Origin of the sequence: methanotrophic endosymbiont of Bathymodiolus puteoserpentis (Logatchev) (assembly GCF_900128525.1) — a bacterium.
In the GTDB taxonomy this organism is placed as follows: domain Bacteria; phylum Pseudomonadota; class Gammaproteobacteria; order Methylococcales; family Methylomonadaceae; genus Methyloprofundus.
Genome location: NZ_FQTQ01000079.1, coordinates 21,910 through 39,176, shown reverse-complemented (window position 1 = coordinate 39,176; position 17,267 = coordinate 21,910). Strand labels below are relative to the sequence as shown.

General features: G+C 40.1%; 11 protein-coding genes. 1 reads left to right on the top strand and 10 read right to left on the bottom strand.

The genetic code is table 11. The annotated features are described in order from the left end of the window. Positions 1-429: 429 nt before the first annotated feature. The 8 genes from ppsA to BQ7314_RS06730 all read right to left on the bottom strand — a co-directional run bounded on the left by ppsA (position 430) and on the right by BQ7314_RS06730 (position 14,002). Entirely contained in the window at positions 430-2,835 is a 2,406-nt protein-coding gene (gene ppsA / locus BQ7314_RS06765) for a phosphoenolpyruvate synthase (protein ID WP_174482941.1), read from the bottom strand. A 128-nt stretch (positions 2,836-2,963) separates the two neighbouring features. Further along, positions 2,964-4,643: a cation:proton antiporter gene (locus BQ7314_RS06760; protein WP_174482940.1), complete on the bottom strand. Its 1,680-nt coding sequence runs from the start codon at positions 4,641-4,643 to the stop codon at positions 2,964-2,966. Positions 4,644-4,861: 218 nt separating this feature from the next. Continuing rightward, positions 4,862-6,268 carry a sodium:proton antiporter NhaD gene (nhaD, locus tag BQ7314_RS06755; RefSeq protein WP_174482939.1) on the bottom strand — a complete coding sequence of 469 codons (1,407 nt, stop codon included), beginning with the start codon at positions 6,266-6,268 and terminating at the stop codon, positions 4,862-4,864. 88 nt (positions 6,269-6,356) lie between these two features. Continuing rightward, positions 6,357-8,138 (bottom strand): TolC family protein, encoded by a 1,782-nt coding sequence (locus BQ7314_RS06750; protein WP_174482938.1) that lies wholly within the window; start codon positions 8,136-8,138, stop codon positions 6,357-6,359. Between the two features lie 3 nt (positions 8,139-8,141). After that, positions 8,142-9,464: an HlyD family secretion protein gene (locus tag BQ7314_RS06745; RefSeq protein ID WP_174482937.1), complete on the bottom strand. Its 1,323-nt coding sequence runs from the start codon at positions 9,462-9,464 to the stop codon at positions 8,142-8,144. After that, on the bottom strand, positions 9,461-11,551 hold the full coding sequence (locus tag BQ7314_RS06740) for a peptidase domain-containing ABC transporter (RefSeq protein WP_174482936.1): 2,091 nt from the start codon (positions 11,549-11,551) through the stop codon (positions 9,461-9,463). Before BQ7314_RS06740 ends, BQ7314_RS06745 begins: the two co-directional genes overlap by 4 nt. 178 nt (positions 11,552-11,729) lie before the next feature. Then, positions 11,730-12,371 carry a carbonic anhydrase family protein gene (locus tag BQ7314_RS06735; RefSeq protein ID WP_174482935.1) on the bottom strand — a complete coding sequence of 214 codons (642 nt, stop codon included), beginning with the start codon at positions 12,369-12,371 and terminating at the stop codon, positions 11,730-11,732. Positions 12,372-12,460: 89 nt separating this feature from the next. Beyond that, the gene (locus BQ7314_RS06730) at positions 12,461-14,002 is read right to left on the bottom strand and encodes a SulP family inorganic anion transporter (protein ID WP_174482934.1); all 1,542 of its coding nucleotides are present in this window, start codon (positions 14,000-14,002) and stop codon (positions 12,461-12,463) included. 188 nt (positions 14,003-14,190) lie between these two features. Between BQ7314_RS06730 and BQ7314_RS06725 the strand changes: the two genes are divergently transcribed. Next, the gene (locus BQ7314_RS06725) at positions 14,191-14,868 is read left to right on the top strand and encodes a TetR/AcrR family transcriptional regulator (protein ID WP_174482933.1); all 678 of its coding nucleotides are present in this window, start codon (positions 14,191-14,193) and stop codon (positions 14,866-14,868) included. A 503-nt stretch (positions 14,869-15,371) separates the two neighbouring features. Here the strand turns inward: BQ7314_RS06725 and BQ7314_RS06720 are convergent. Both BQ7314_RS06720 and BQ7314_RS06715 read right to left on the bottom strand, forming a co-directional pair. Continuing rightward, entirely contained in the window at positions 15,372-15,740 is a 369-nt protein-coding gene (locus BQ7314_RS06720) for a CZB domain-containing protein (protein WP_174482932.1), read from the bottom strand. Positions 15,741-15,744: 4 nt separating this feature from the next. Then, the gene (locus BQ7314_RS06715) at positions 15,745-17,031 is read right to left on the bottom strand and encodes a transposase (protein ID WP_174482200.1); all 1,287 of its coding nucleotides are present in this window, start codon (positions 17,029-17,031) and stop codon (positions 15,745-15,747) included. Positions 17,032-17,267: the final 236 nt, after the last annotated feature.

Below are 17,267 nucleotides of genomic sequence, written 5' to 3'. Positions count from 1 at the left end.
AGCAAAAAGAAAAGCGAGAGGATATAAAATGCAGCACTTCAAAACAATCGCTTATTTATTAACGGGGAAATTAGACTTTTCTAAAATAAATGCTAATTGCTTACCCACTTAAAATTCAAAAGAGCCATTTCCATTTATAATTTCACCAAAAGCAATTAACAGTCCACTGACCAGAATTTTTAGAAGCATTATCCCCTCATTCTTATAAGGCTAACTATATTATAGTCACGCACATTCCCCCTAACAACCTAATATTACTACCAATTCAGGAAAGTTTTCCCCTATTTTTTATTATCAGAGCAATTTTCCTTGATAAGTTAATGTTAGCCTGTAAATTGGGCAAGCTGACTTGTGCATCTCTTTACCGTCTCGCTACTAGAAAATTTCATGTCAAACGCAAAAGTGCTGCCCATTCATAGTGTAAACAGCCTACTCAGCCAAACGCTTTTCCACTTCCAATACATTTAAAGTCGTCTTAATAATCGTATCTGGCGTTAAACTCATCGACTCAATACCACATTCCACTAAAAACTCGGCCATTTCAGGGTAATCCGAAGGGGCTTGCCCACAAATACCCGAATGCCGGCCATTTCGCTTCGCGCCCTCTACTGCCATTTTTAGAAACGCTTTTACCCCGGGATCACGTTCATCAAAATCAAACGCAACGATTTGAGAATCGCGATCTACACCCAACGTTAATTGAGTTAAATCATTAGAACCAATAGAAAAACCATCGAATAATTTGGCAAATTCATCAACTTGAATCACATTATTGGGAATCTCGCACATAACATAAATTTTCAAGCCATTCTTACCTTGCCGCAAACCGCACTCTGCCATCTTAGCTAATACTCGCTTGCCTTCATCAATTCGGCGGCAAAAAGGAATCATTAAAATAACATTATTTAAACCCATTTCATCACGCACTCGCTTCATAGCAGCACATTCCAACTCAAAGCCTTCTTGATAAGCTGGGTGCGTATAACGCGAAGCCCCACGAAAACCAATCATCGGATTTTCTTCTTTGGCTTCAAAAGCACTACCGCCTAACAACGATGCATACTCATTACTTTTGAAATCAGACATACGCACAACCACAGGCTTAGGATAAAAAGCCGCAGCAATCATACCCACGCCCTCTGATAAACGCTGGACAAAATAATCCGTTGGGCTGTTATAGCCTTGCACTAACTGGGCTATTTCTTGGCGCTCTTTACTGCTTTTCACCTTATCGGGGTACAACAAAGCCATCGGATGCACTTTGATATATTCAGTAATAATAAATTCCATACGCGCCAAACCTACCCCATCATTCGGTAAGAAGCTGCTCTTAAAGGCTAAATCAGGATTACCTAAATTAAGCATCAATTGTGTTTTCGGACGCGGCAATTCAGCTAAATCAGTACGCTCAACATGAAAAGGAATTTTTCCCCGATAAACAATACCCGTATCACCCGATGTACAAGAAATAGTCAGCGCTTCGCCTGTTTTTATTTGCGCTGTTGCATCGTCGCAACCAATAACGGCGGGAATACCAAGCTCTCGTGCAATAATTGCCGCATGGCAGGTTCGACCTCCTCGATTTGTAACGATTGCCGAAGCAATTTTCATAATCGGCTCCCAGTCAGGAGAGGTGGTATCTGCTACCAGCACCTCTCCTGCTTTAAATTCAGATAGATTTTCTGTGCTGGTTATAACATGCGCCACTCCCTGTGCTATTTTTCCTCCTACCGCATGCCCAGTCGTGGCAATCTTAGCACTGCCCTGCAATTTATACTCTTCCAGTAACATGCCTTGTTTTTGCGAATTCACCGTCTCGGGTCGCGCTTGCACTATATACAATTCGCCATCTAAACCATCTTTTGCCCACTCCATATCCATAGGGCGATTTTCACCGGCTATCTGGCTATACATCTGCTCAATTTTAATAGCATAGTCCGCTAAGGTTAGGACATCCGCATCACTCAAACAAAACTGTTGGCGCTCTTTAGCTGAAGTAATGACATTTTTCGTCGCTTCATGCGTCGTTCCTTGACTATAAACCATCTTGATTTTTTTAGCCCCTAATAAACGGCGTAAAATACAGTGATGTCCTTGCATAAACGTCGGCTTATGCACATAAAATTCATCAGGATCGACCATTCCCTGTACCACATTCTCACCTAAACCATAAGCACCCGTGATAAACACCACATCACGAAAACCGGATTCTGTATCTAAAGAAAACATCACACCACTACTGGCTAGATCAGAACGCACCATTTTCATAACGCCAATGGATAAAGCAACGCTAAAATGATCAAAGCCATGATCCATGCGGTAGTGAATCGCACGATCAGTAAATAAGCTAGCAAAACAACGACGACATGATTCTAACAATGCGGAAATACTGTCAATATTCAAATAAGTATCTTGCTGTCCAGCAAAACTCGCCGTTGGTAAGTCTTCAGCCGTTGCCGAACTCCTTACAGCCAAACTCAGTCCTTCACCATACTGCTGTTGCAATTGCTGATAAGCGCTGATGATTTCACTTTGCAGGTCCTCGGGAATACCTGCGGCATAAACAATTTCCCGCGCCTTTCTGCCACACTGCGCCAAGTTTGTCATATCATGTATCTGTAAGCCATCTAGCGTAGCATGTAAAGCATCCCAGCTATGACTACTATCAAGAATATAACGATAAGCCTCGGCAGTAATAGCAAAACCATTAGGTACTTGAACGCCCTGAGACCCTAGTTTTTGGTACATTTCTCCCAGTGATGCATTCTTGCCGCCAACTAGGGGAATATCGTCAATACTGATTTCATCGAAAAAACGTATATATTGATAACTCATACTGTCTCACTCCTTTAAAGTGAACTGTTTATTATTCTAGTTCAACTGCTAAATTAATACAGACAAACACTTTAATTTGCAAGGTTTTTAATCGCATAAAAATATGCTCTTACTTAACAAACTAATCATTAAATTTCTATTTTAGGCAATTGGTGGTGCCCGATATCTGCCATCTCCATAATTTGTGCTGCAGCCCCTTTGCCAGCATCTTCATAAGGAATTAATACCAAATCAGCTCCTGCCTGCTTTAGTTTATCTGCAATCGTTTGATTATGAGCTGTTACCACTATTTTTGACTGACAATTAATTGCTTTCAAGCCATGCAATAAAGATAAACTCACATGAGGATCATCTACCGTACAAATAATCCACTTTACAGAGGCTAGTGGCAATGCACTAATAAACTCAGGATCTTCAGCATCACCATAATGAACTGAATGACCTGCGCTACCACATTTATGAACTAAATCAGGGTTAAAGTCGATACCTTGTACTTTATAATTATTAGCTCTTAGAATTTTAGCGATACCCGTACCAAACCTACCTAAACCAAAAAGTATAACATCAGCAGAAGAACCTATTCCTTCGTCTTCTTTTTGTTGTTCTCTATAGGGAATTGCACGTTCAAAAATATTCAACCAAGGTGCCAACTGCTCATACAGTTGGTGCGAATATATGATCATATAAGTTGAGATACTGATCGTAATTACAGCAACCAAAGTAATGACACCCAATATTTCTGGTGTAATATGCCCTAACATAACACCTAATGCGCCCAGAATTAAAGAAAACTCACTGATCTGGGCAACGGCTAGTCCAGCCAGAAACCCTGTACGTTTACGATAGCCTAAAAAACCCATGATCGACATCACTATGATAGGATTCCCCACCAAAACAAATGCTGAAAAAATGAGTGCGGGGGTTAATTGCAATCCAATCATGGATAAATCCATCTGCGCCCCGAGGTCAATAAAGAAAAACAATAATAGAAAGTCACGCAAACCCACCATGCGCGCAGCAATCAGATCTTTATAAGGCGAAGAGGCTATCGAAATCCCCGCTAGAAATGCGCCTACTTCTTTACTAAAACCGAGCATCACACCAATCGTCGCTAGCGAAACAGCCCAAGCAATAGCAAACAATAACAGTAACTCTTGAGATTTTGCCAATAAACGCAAGACGTACGGTAATACATAACGCATTAGCAGCATGATAGCGACTAAAAGCCCCGTACCATTAATCAGAACTTTCAGTGCTTCATTTTGTAGAGACTCAACATCCCCACCCTGACCAAAAGCCGTCAAAGCAATCATCACCAGCACAACCACAATATCCTGCACAATCAAAAAACCCAGTGCAATCTGGCCGTGCAAAGCATTCATTTCGCGTTTGTCTGATAATAGTTTGACGATAATAATAGTACTGGAAAAGGCTAATGCAGCACCGATATAGATAGCACCCACCGCTTTCACACCCAAGACAAGGGCAATAAAATAGCCCAATACCGAAGTAAAAAACACCTGCCCTAAGCCTGTTGCTAAAGCGACTGGTCCCATCGTGCGAATAATATGCATATCCAGTTTTAGCCCAACCACAAATAGCAATAAAGCAATCCCCAGCTTAGCTAATAAATCAATCTGGTCATTAGCACTGACTAACCCTAAACCTGATGGACCAACAAAAATGCCCAACGCAATAAAGGAGACAATCAGTGGTTGCTTTAAACGCAAACCAATCGCCCCAAAAGTCGTGGCTAAAAATAATAAAACCGCTATTTCAGTAAAAATATCACTAAAAGCAATATCCATTTAAGCCTCCTTATCTAGGTTTTATTGTTCAGGCTATCCCATAAACCAAATAAACTCTATCCACTTTGAAATATGTGTTTCTTGTTAATACTCTTTCATATTCGTTACCTTATGCTTATAGCAGAAATCTATTGAAGATGCTTAGATTATCAATACAAACTTCAGGAATGATGAAAGTTTTCATAACCAACAACGTTCAATAGACACGAGTTAACACCTCAATTAATCAATAAGTGTGCGTAAATACTAACAATATAACCCAACGCGATTGCTGGCATCCACTTCAAATGACTGGAAAAGGTATAAAAACCTTTTGCTTGCCCCATTAAAGCAACACCTGCCGCTGAACCAATCGATAACAAACTACCCCCCGTTCCCGCTGTTAGCGTCACTAATAACCACTGTGTTTCAGACATCTCAGGGTTCATCGTTAATACCGCGAACATAACCGGAATATTATCAATAAGGGCTGATGCAACCCCGACCAAGATATTAGCGGTCGTAGCTCCCAGCTCACCATACATAAATTCAGAGGTTAAAGACAAATAGCCCATAAAACCTAAACCGCCCACAGACATAATAATGCCATAAAAGAAAAACAAGGTATCCCACTCTGATTTAGCGATATGACTGAAAACATCGAATGCACTGCCAGATCCTTCTGCCCCAGGGACCATATCAAACGCTGAGCGCTCACGCCTAAACTTAGTGCGTAAGTAATAGCCAAAGAGTTTTAGATAACCTAAACCCATTAACATACCAATAGCAGGTGGCAAATGCAGGAACTGATGAAAAAATATAGAAGTCGCAATAGTCGCTAGAAATAGTAGAACAATGAATAAGCCGCCATGCTTAATTTCTTCACTTACATTCTCCGGCAAGGCCGGACTATCTTTAGGCAAATAAAAATACATAATAGTGGCGGGGACAACAAAATTTAATACCGCAGGAATAAATAACTTAAAGAAAGTGGTAAACTCTAAAATGCCCTTTTGCCAAACCATCAATGTCGTGATATCACCAAAAGGACTAAAAGCTCCCCCCGCATTCGCAGCAACTACAATATTCACACAAGCAATTGCAATAAATTCTGGTTTAGCGGCACCAATCGTTAAAATCACTGTACACATAATCAAAGCAGTGGTCAGGTTATCAGCAATCGGTGAAATGAAAAATGCCACGATACCCGTAATCCAGAAAATCTGTCGATAGCTATAGTTCCTTGAAACGAGAGCAAAATGCAACGCCTCAAATACCCCGCGCTCAATCATCGCGCTGATATATGTCATCGCCACTAGCAGAAAAAAGAATAGCTCGGTATATTCCAGAAAATTATGTTCTAGTGCCTGTCTGGCAAGGTCATTCAGGCCATGCATTTTATAAACATAGGCAATAATTGCCCAGATAATCCCAGCAGCGACCAAAACAGGCTTGGACTTTTGTAAATGCAGCTTTTCTTCAAAGATCACTAAAGTATAAGCAACCAAAAATACTGATAACACTAGATACCCCGATATATGCGAGGTCAAATCCAACGCATTATGACTGATCTCCGCACTAAAGGCGGAAATAGGAAATAACAGCAATAAATTCAGAAAGAAAAAAATAATGTTTTTTTTATTCATAATAAAAGGGGGTGAGTGATATAAAATGAATGAGTTTTTAGATGAATTGTTTTAATATTATCAATACATAGCTTCCTTTATCTCGTTATTACTCTTCCACAGACTGAGCCAGGTCAACCCGACCATAACCTAGTAATGTGCCCGTTGCATAGGCCAGATCAATCAGTGCCACTTGATAGTTGGCTATGGCTTTCACTTCTTTGATTTGTGTCTTCGCCAATTTAGTCAAAGCCATTAAAACTTCTGTCATGGTTCTAAGACCTTCGTTAAATTGCTTAAGTTCTGCTGTATAATTTATCCCCGCCAAAACAACACTTTGCCGGTTGGCAATAATCAATTGCCAGTTTTGTGCGACTTGATCCAGAGCATCATAAATCTCCCTACGCACTGTTAATATTTTCAGCTCACGTGTAGTCAGACGTTGTAATCTTTGCTGTACAGCTCGGGACAAACGCGAACGGCGTAGTTCATTCGTTAAAGGTATTTCCATTTTCAAACCGACCGACCAATTATCGTACTGACCGTCAAATGAATTAGCATAAGCACCACCTAGACCATCGCCGCGTCCTTGCGTACCATAGCTATAATCCAGCATAAAAAGCGGCAGCGTCTGGTTTTCTAGGTAATCAATTTTAGTTGCATCAGCCGCTAGTTTTAATTCCATTTCCAATAGCTCAAGACGGCCTGACATTGCTTTTTCAACCAGTGCACTACGCTCAAAATTAAAATTAAGCAAAGTGGGTGGTGTTGTAGTATTAAATACAATCGGCGTATCAAGGTCATACTGGTCATCATTTAGTAGCAACATTAATTTACGCTGAGTCACTTTCAATTTGGTTTTAGCAATAATCAAACTCGCCATACGCTCGGCAACGCCCATTTTTGCGCGATTAATCTCTATCGCAGCCGTCAGCCCTTCTTTAACACGGCGTTGCACCATAGCGAGATTTTGTTCAGCAATTTTGTATTGCTGATGCTGGATATCCAGCTCTTCCCAAGCTACGTAGAGTGCCCAATAGGCTTTATCAATAGCGGCAAGTACCCGAATACTTTGCAAGCGAGTTTTTAAATCAACAATATTTTGCTGATAACGGACGATACGGATACTGGCAACATTCGCATCGATACCCGCACTGCGTAATAGCGGCTGACTAATAGAAAAACGCATGCCAGCAAGATATTGCTCCGACGGTACATACAAATCAGTCTGTTTGTAATTAAACGGTGTGCTAATGGTGACTTTTCCACCAGTACGCAAAGGAATAATAACGCCTGCTTCAAAGTCCACTTGCTCAGTGGATTGCGCCAATAAATTAAGTTTAGCCACTTCATTATTCAAAGGAGAGCCTTCATTCACAGAGGTGAAGCTAACCACATCACTGTCCAGTTTAGGTGTGTCTTTATTGGCATATTTAACATTAGCAAAGATTAGGTCATCGAATTTAGCCTGCTCTTCACTAACATAAGTGGCTGCAATACTAGGCTCTATAAGTGCTATTTTTAAGTCTAGGTTGTTACTTAACCCCATTGCACGCGCCTCAGCAATTGAAAGCTGTCGGTTTGTTTCAGGTGGTTTAGCTGGTGTTTGCGAAAAATTTGATAACGGCAAACTTAAATTTAATTTTTTGTACCTAACATCCTTTTCGGCAAGCGCAGCATTCAATGTTTGTGGTGTAGATTTTGAAAGCATCGCTAAAGGTAGTTTTTCTTCACTTTTTAGGCGTTGGACTACTTTTGCGCTCAATTCTGGCTTAGGTGAGGTATCAAAATAAGCGGCGCAACCCGACAAAAAAAAGAATACACTGGATACGGCAATACACCGGAAAAAGCGCAAAAATTGTAGATCGACAGGCGCTAAAGAATAACTCATGGATTATTGATAGGTAGACTGACGACTTAAATCTTTATTCGGGTGCTCAGGCGTTAACATAGGTGGAAAACCATTTAATTGTCGCCAAATTTCAAAGCCAATACTCACTTCTTCTAGCAGAATCCACGCCTTTGCCGCACCGCCCTGACGCAAAAAACGTGCCGAAGGCCAAAGATGGTCGCTCTCATCCGGTACAATCAAGACCCGAAATTTCCCCTGCCCATTATCACTGGCATCAACAAATGCAACCGTGCCACCAAAAGTTCCTACCGCAACTTCCGGCCAGCCAACAAATTGCACCGCAGGCCAGCCTTCAAACATCAGCCGAACATGGTGGCCGGGTAGAATCAAAGGCGCATCGTTACCTGAAACCCAGACTTCAACCGCACGATAGCTAGTATCCGGTACCAGCACTAGCAATGGGTCACCTTGCTTAATAATATCCCCCTGTGGATTTTTTAAAAGCCGTAAAACAGTACCGTCTTGTGGTGCATTAATCCATTGCGTACTTTGTCGTGCGATATTTAATTCATTACTCACCAAGCTATTACGGATATCTTCAAGTTCACTGCTTATTTTATTCAATGTCGCAGTGGTCGAATCTATTTTAGCTTGTGCATTAGCTCGAAACTGGTTGATATCTGCTTCTGCGCCATTCTTTCCTGCCTGAGTCGACTGTAGACTTGCCTGCGCACTATTTAGTGAACGCCTAGCAATAATGGCATCCCGTTCGGCTAGTTCATAAGCGCGTTGCGAAACTAGACCATCATTAAGTAAGCGCTGTAATCGTTGTTGCTGCTGTTTCGCTGTGTCATAGCTAGCATGTGCCGACACCAAGTTCTCGCTTGCAGAGCGCATTTTTTGCTCAGCCATATCCAATTTATATTGCGCCGTTGCAACTTTCATATCGCGTACCGTTTCTAAACGCTCGATTTGAATTTGATAAGCTTCAAATTCCTGTTGCTTAGCCGCTAATTTAGCTTGATTGGCGGCGCGTTGCTGATTCAGTCTTTCTGGCAGCTTTGGATCTATATCATTGACTTTAACTAATAAATCGCCTTTTTTAACTTGAGTGCCTTCTTTAACATACCACTTCTCAATACGCCCTGAAATAGGAGATTGGATGGTTTGTTGTCGATCAGCAGGCGCATAAGCAGAAATATAGCCATTGCCATTAATATTTTGTTGCCATGGCAAAAATAGTGTAAAAATGGGCAGTAAAACAAAAAGCCAAGCAATATAAGACACGGCTCGCCCAACGATACCTGGTGTCTGGCTGGCACTAATGACGGAAAACTGAGGCTGGTTAGTCTGGCTAGGCTTCATGGGGTGTGACCCGGTAATTCAATAGTACGTTGACAAAGCTCTGAAATGTTTCTAGCACTGGTTAACACCAATAAAGTCCAATTTGCTTGTGGATCAAAAAGAATATGGCTTGCTTCACTTTGACTAAAATTCTGCCACTCATCCAACAAACTATCGACAATGATCAAACTAGGTCGGCCAACGATTGCTCTAGCAATTAATAGTTTTCGAATTTGTGTGGTCGATAAAGGTGACCCCATCAAGCTAAGCGGGGTATAGATGCCTTCGGGGGTATGATCCAGTTCAAACATTAGACGCTTAAGTACCGCGCGCACATCGGTTACACTGATCTCAGGGCGACCTAAACGGATATTTTCCAGAATAGAATCTTCAATCATTTCGCTACTACTAATAACGGCAATCTGCTTGCGTAAACTATCCAGTTGCAATTCCCTGATATCGGTCTGATTAATTTCAATACGCCCTTCACTCGGTAATCGCAAGCCCGTCAATAAACTAGTCAGCGTTGATTTACCACTCCCCAGTTCACCATATAAAGCCACTTTTTCGCTAGGCTTAATACTAAAATTCAGTGCTTGTATCGGCACAGAGTGGTTCGGATACTGAAAGGTGAGATTATAAACACTGACTGCCAGCGGCCCAGTCCAGGTAACCCGCTCACCATCTTCGCGTTCCACCGGCAAATCCAACAAGTGCCCTAGCTTATCAACCCCAGCCATCAGATCATAATAGCTTTCCAGGTGTTTCTTTAATCTAGCAAACGATAACAAAACACCAGAAACAATGATTTCGGCAGCCACTAACTGACCTAAGCTAAGTTGAGCATCCATGACTAATAGTCCACCAATCGCCAATATCGCAGTACTGGCAATCGCATACAATGCATACAAGCTAATATGTTGTTTGATTAAAATTCGGTAATGCCGCTGGCGAGCACTAAGATAATCATAGGCTAATTTATCAGTGCGCTCCCTAGCCAATTCGGGGCCACCGGAAAATTTGAAGGTTTGTCCATTTCTAGCTTGGGTTGCCAGCCAGGCGACGACTGAATACTTGGCGATCGATTCTTCAATCGATGTGCTCACACCATTACGCCCCTGATAAAAAATGACCACTCCCAGCCAAATAATGACTATCAAATCAAATAACATTAATAACGGATGATAGGCAGCAAGTACCAGTAAGCCTATGATGCCTTGCAATGCGGTAGAAAAGCCTTCTAGCAATAAAAAAGCACCGGCTTTCTGTACGGTCAACACATCAAAAAATCGATTAACGAGTTCCACACCATTTTTTTCATCGTAAACTTCCCATTTTACCTTAGGCAAACGATAGGATAAATCAGCGGCCATTCTGACAAATACGCGGCGTTGCATTAGCTCAACTATATAGGATTGCAATACCGAAACAGCACCATAAAATGTTAGAAAAATGAATAATAATAAAGACAAAACCACCAAAGGTTGGTGCATATTCCCCAAGGCTACCGTGTTCACCAAAGACTGAACCGCAGCAGGTGTTGCCAAGCTGAGTACGCCAGAAGCTACCGCTAGGGCAATCACACGCCACAAATCGGTTTTCTCAACTTTCATCATCGAAAATAAACGCTGTAAAGGCGGCAAGTGATGCGTATCATGATGTGTTGAGGCATCCATAGGAGCTGTCAGTTCAACACTATACCAATCGAGTAGTTGATCTGGTTTGGTTTGCAATAGCTTGCAGAGCTGATGGATCTTTAGTAAACGAATCTCAACATCATTTTCTTTAATCACGGCAACTTTGATACGCCCCCTGCTAAATCCTGACAATACTAGCCAGCTTGCGTTTTCCAGCGACGTTATTAAAGGCGTTAAATTTCCTGATGCCATCACCGCCTGTTCTATATTAGCAGTAACTTCTCCGACAGTAAGACCTATCCTGCCACCCAATTTACATAAACTTTGAAATAAATCTCCCGTCGCCAGTTTCTGATCATGGCGCATGCCTTTTTCATGGGCAGAACTACCCATTTCAGACAATAAATAATCAAAGAGTGTCCAAACAATATGCGTGTTTAGTGGCGATGTTGTAGAGTCGTTGTCGGTCATCGAAAATAAAAGCTTACAAAGTCAAAATTTTGAGTATTAGCGATATAGCATAATTACACTGAATTAAAAAATGGTGAATTTAGAAAAATAAAATCACAATAATAAATAAAGTGGAACTCAAGATATCTTGCTAGCGCCCCGTCATAGAAATTAAAAGAATCTGAGAAGCTACCAAAGCCTAATTAATTATCAAGGTGTCATCATAAAAACCAACTTCACCTGTCGTAATATTATGATTACCGCCAATAATTCCACACTCCCCACTTTCAATCATTTCCTTTAAAATCGGACTGCGCTCCATAATGGCGTGAACTGTTCGTTTAACATTAATCGTAGACACTTTTTCTACAAACTCTTCATTACTTGAAGTGCGATTTTCAGTAACGGTCTTTTCATCATAAACCGCGGGCTGTAGCTTACTTAATAAGGCTGTTAAATTACCCATTTCTACATGATCACAAGCCCCTTTTACTGCGCCGCATTTGGTATGCCCTAAGACCACGATAATTTTAGAACCGGCAACTTTACAGCCAAACTCCATGCTGCCTAAAATATCTTCATTAATAATATTACCAGCTATGCGCACACTAAAGACATCGCCTAAACCTTGGTCAAAAATCAATTCGGCAGAAGTACGAGAATCTATACAACTTAAAATTACGGCAAAAGGATGTTGCCCATCAGAAGTTTCATTCGCCTGTTGCAATAAATTACGATTAACCTTTATGTTATTAATAAAACGCTTATTGCCCTCCGTCAATAACTCTAAAGCCATTGCGGGGGTAATGGCAGCCTGCATTTCTTGGGTTAATGTTTTCATGTATCGTTCCTATATTACTAATAATTAAAATCTAAGCGACTGGTAATTCTTGGTATTCGACCTTGGGGTATTATTGTGTGCCCCTCACCTTATGCCATAACTGGCTCTATAAAATTTATTTTTTCAACCGTGATATTTTTAGTTTTAGCATTGCTCTCATAATTTTTTATGATTTCAACAACATCATAAGCAATGGACTTTGAATGAGTGCAATCAATAATCACTTTGCTATTATTAGGAATTTCATTTAAGGTTTTTAATATGCCCGCCTTATTAATAAACGAGACCTCTTCTGCTAAAACAAGGTGATGCACCTCTTGTCCATTCTCTGAACTAATGACATTCTTCATATAGTGCGAATTACGATAACTATGGTGTAAGGTAAAGAAAATGCCAAATGCCATACCGATTGAAATACCGACTAATAAATCAGTCGCTAAAATACCGATAATCGTTGCCGTAAAAGGCACGAACTGCTCCCACCCCAATTTATACATCTGTTTAAAAAGTCCCGGTTTCGCTAATTTGTAACCGACAACTAGCAAAATAGCCGCTAAACTAGCTAATGGAATTTTATTCAATAAGCCCGCTATGCTAATGACGCTTATTAATAAAAATAGACCATGAAGTATTGCGGACATTTTTGTTTTGCCGCCAAAGGCAATATTAGCCGAACTACGTACAATCACCTGAGTCACCGGCAAGCCACCAACCAAGCCCGAAACAATATTGCCCAAGCCTTGTGCTTTTAGTTCTCTGTTCGTAGGAGTCACTTTTTTGTCAGGGTCCAGCTTATCGGTTGCTTCAACACATAATAAGGTTTCTAAACTGGCGACAATCGCCATAACAGCCGCAATCTTCCAGATTTCAATATTGCTAATGGCTGAGAAATCAGGAAAGGTAAACTGATTTAAAAAACCACTCAAGCTAGTAGGAACGGGTAACTTAACGACCTGATCGGCATCCAAACTAAAATTCAATAACCCATTTTGATAGGCCATATTCATCATGATGCCTAATATCACGACCACAATCGGCCCCTGAATTAATTGAAATATTTTATGTTTTTTAAGTAAAACCGCATCCCATAAAATAAGAATGACCAAGGAAAGCGCTGCAATCAATACCGCACCCGGAGAAAATGCATCAAAAGCGCTGATAATTGATGTAAAGGTATTTTCTCCATCCATTTGCCAAAAAGCATCATCTCCTTCCATATCTTTGTCATAACCTAGAGCATGCGGAATTTGCTTTAAAATAATCAATAGGCCAATACCTGTCAACATGCCTTTAATGACTGACGAGGGGAAAAAATAGGCAATAAAACCTGCTTTAGCAAAGCCCATAATAAGCTGAATAACACCTGCTAAAACTCCTGCCAATAGAAATGCAGGCCAAGATCCCAAGGTTTCAATTGCAGTCAAAACAATAACCGCAAGTCCAGCAGCAGGACCACTCACGCCCAATGTCGACCCACTGGCAATACCGACCACAATACCACCAACAATACCCGCGATAATTCCGGAGAATAGAGGCGCACCCGACGCTAAAGCAATACCAAGACACAGGGGAAGTGCCACAAAAAACACAACAATACTGGCAGGCAAGTCATTTTTAATTTCTTTAAACATTTTTACTTCTCCAAGTAGTTGGTTTAGACTTAGGTAAAATAGTATCACTACTCACAGAAGATAGTAATACTATCATTTTAGTTTGTAAAGAACTGTTCTGTTTTTTACGATAATTTTTGGCACAGCTTTGCTCTTATGGCATTAAAATAAATTAATGCTCTAAGAAGCAAGCCAACTTAGGTGACGTGATGGAAATACAATTACACATTAAAATGAATGAGAAATTATTTCTCAGAAACCCAGAGCAATCTGAACTGGGCAGAAAAATTATTTTTCACAGCATTCAATTAATTCATAAAAATGGTTTTGAAGACTTCACGTTTAAAAAGCTGGCCAAGGAAATGGGATCTACTGAGGCGGGTATTTATCGGTATTTCGAGAATAAGCATAAGTTGCTCATTTATCTGACAGCTTGGTATTGGAGTTGGCTTGAATACCAGCTTAACTTTCATACTCATAATATTGATGACCCCACCGTTAAGCTAAAAAGAGTAATTAAGTTATTAGCGAGCACCGTAGAGGATGACGTAAGAACCGACCATATTGATGAAAACACCCTACATCAAGTTATTATTACCGAAGGCTCTAAGACCTATTTAACAAGAAACGTATCCGAAGATAATAAAGACCAATTGTTTAAGCCTTATAAAGACTTGTGCGCTATCATCGGCAATATGATTGTAGAGTGTAACCCAAATTACAAATACCCGAAATCATTAGCCTCTACTATTATTGAAATGGCGCATTTTCAAAATTTCTTTATGCATAATTTGCCTTCATTAACTGATTTCGGCGTACATAAAGATGAATTGGAAATTATTTCTTTTCTGGAAGATTTAGTCTTTTCCGTATTAATTAAAGCTTAACAATAGTCCACAATGATTTAATCTACCCTCATTTTCCGAGACTAAATTTTACCTAATGATATTTGTGGTTAGCTGGAGATTCAGAAAAAACATTTCAAAAATAATGAGCATACTCTTGTGATTAATGTTTTAAGTATTATTTAGAAGCAAAGGACATTGAGAACACTAAAGCGCCGAGCATGCTTGTCACCGATATATAAAGTAACCAGACCTAATCAACTCAATTATAAAGGAGTGATGAAAAAGGACATACCGATTGGCTCTAGCGAAGTAGAAAGTAGCTTCCATTACGTTATTCAAAATAACTAAAATTATCAGCTACTTATTAGACGCCGAAAAATGTTGGGTCAATGCTAACATTAAGAATTATTAGAATAAATCATAAATGGCCTAAATTCAGGTGGGATAATTATTGAGAAATTGGCTCAAAGCTGCCTAATTCCCCGCACTTTAATCGTTTCCCTGATAGGCATTAGCTTACATTTTGCATTTCCTAGAGCCTCTTAATGAGAAGTCCGTTTAATAACGCTCAACAACACTTCAAAACTTTTCTTACTGGCAGCTTCCACCCTCTCCATTAATTCAGCACCTTGACTGTTATTTTGCGCGTTATCATTAAAGATAGAAACAGCAGATTGTAAACAAGAGTGTACTTTTTTATGTTCTTCGGCAATAGTAGAAAGCTCTTGCCGACTATTTTCTAATATTGTTTTTGAGGCATGATTAAACCATGAGCCAAAACGACAACTGTTGTGATCCATAATATTAACCAGCTCTCCAGTCAAAAAAGAATTGTATCCTTCAACTTTCATGCAGATATGATCTATTTTTCCAATAGCGACACTCGTTGTATTAGTAACGGTGTCCGACATTTTATTACAGATATGCCATCAAAACAGGTCGGAGCTTGCGCTCAAAGAGCCATGTGGCGCTTTTCTTTAGGAAATTGTTTTTTAAGAACCGCCAAGCTTGTTTGGTAATCTTAGATAGTTTTCTAAAAAAAGCACGATTATAATTGCCTTCCCAGTCAATACAGTATGCGGTTTCTTTTGCTTCATGGCGTTTTTGTTGTGTTTGATGGTCTTCTTCCAAGCCCATCTCCTGTCCCTTTTTATTTAGAAATAAGCGCATGAGTATATGTGTAACCAATGCCAATAAAGCTTGTTGCTCAATAGCAATAGGTGATTTCCCCCATGCTTTGGCATTAGCCATATCTGTTTTGTAATTATCAAAATATTTTTCTTCATCCCAGCGTCGGTGATAAAGAAAAGCAATCATACCAGGTGACAATGTAAAATCATTACTGAGATATTCATAAACTTTGCCGTCAGGCGATACGAATTGTATTAATCGCCAAACTTGTTTTGAGCTATTAAGTTGAATTTTCCTATCAGACACAATATTCTCATTAACTGCCGACTGTTCAACATGACTTTCCTCAAGAATTTGATATTTGAAAGTCGATTTCATTCGTGTAATCACTGTCACATCGTATTTTGTTTTACGTAAATCCCAATAACGCGCTTCAATAAAGGCGCGGTCAACCACAAAAAGTGCATTTTTTTTGCAAGTCCAGTGAGAACCTTCCCAGCTTTCTTTGATAAAGCGCATTTCATCAATAGAGCGAGTTTCTGTCTGACTATCAATGGCAATCCCTGCTCGCATATCATAGGTCGTCATATTCATGTGCCCTTTCTTATTATCAGTCCCACCCTGGCCTGGATAAATCGGTTGATAATGACTTGATTCATTTTGATAACTCGCATCTATGGCAAAAATAGAGCGCATCCCCAACTCTTCTTTTCCCGAAAACCTGTCGGGCAGTTCATTTCTTGCAGAAGTCACCAAGACTTGGACAGCCTGTTTCAATATTTTGCTGCGTGATGAATTGGCTAATGCATCTGACCATGTTGAGCGGGCTAAGGGGGCTTTTTCAGCGGTGTCATCAATGTCGAATAAAGATTGAATTTGTTCTCGTAGTATCTTTGTTCCCTGAAATTGACGTAAGCAGCCTAATAAAATAAAAAACTCAGCAGAGAGTACAGAATATTTTTGGCGTGAAAAGCGAACTTTATCTAGGGCTTTTTGCATGGGCAAGAACCATTCTCCCAAAACGGTGTTATCCATCAGTGTGGATTGCAAGCTATCTAATCTTTTTGACATTATTTAAGCGTAAGTGACTGATTATAAATGGTAATACGCAAACAAATCCTATTCGACCTGTCAAGCCTTTTTTTGCATTATTTTCAATCAATTAGAACGCCTGTCCTTCCCTCTGAGCGCCACTTTTTCGTGCAATTGAATTCCGTAAAAGTTGGTTTTTACACCTTAGGAAACTTATTATCACCCATAGATTTGATGTATGTCTACCATCTTATGTATTGTTGCGGACACCGTTA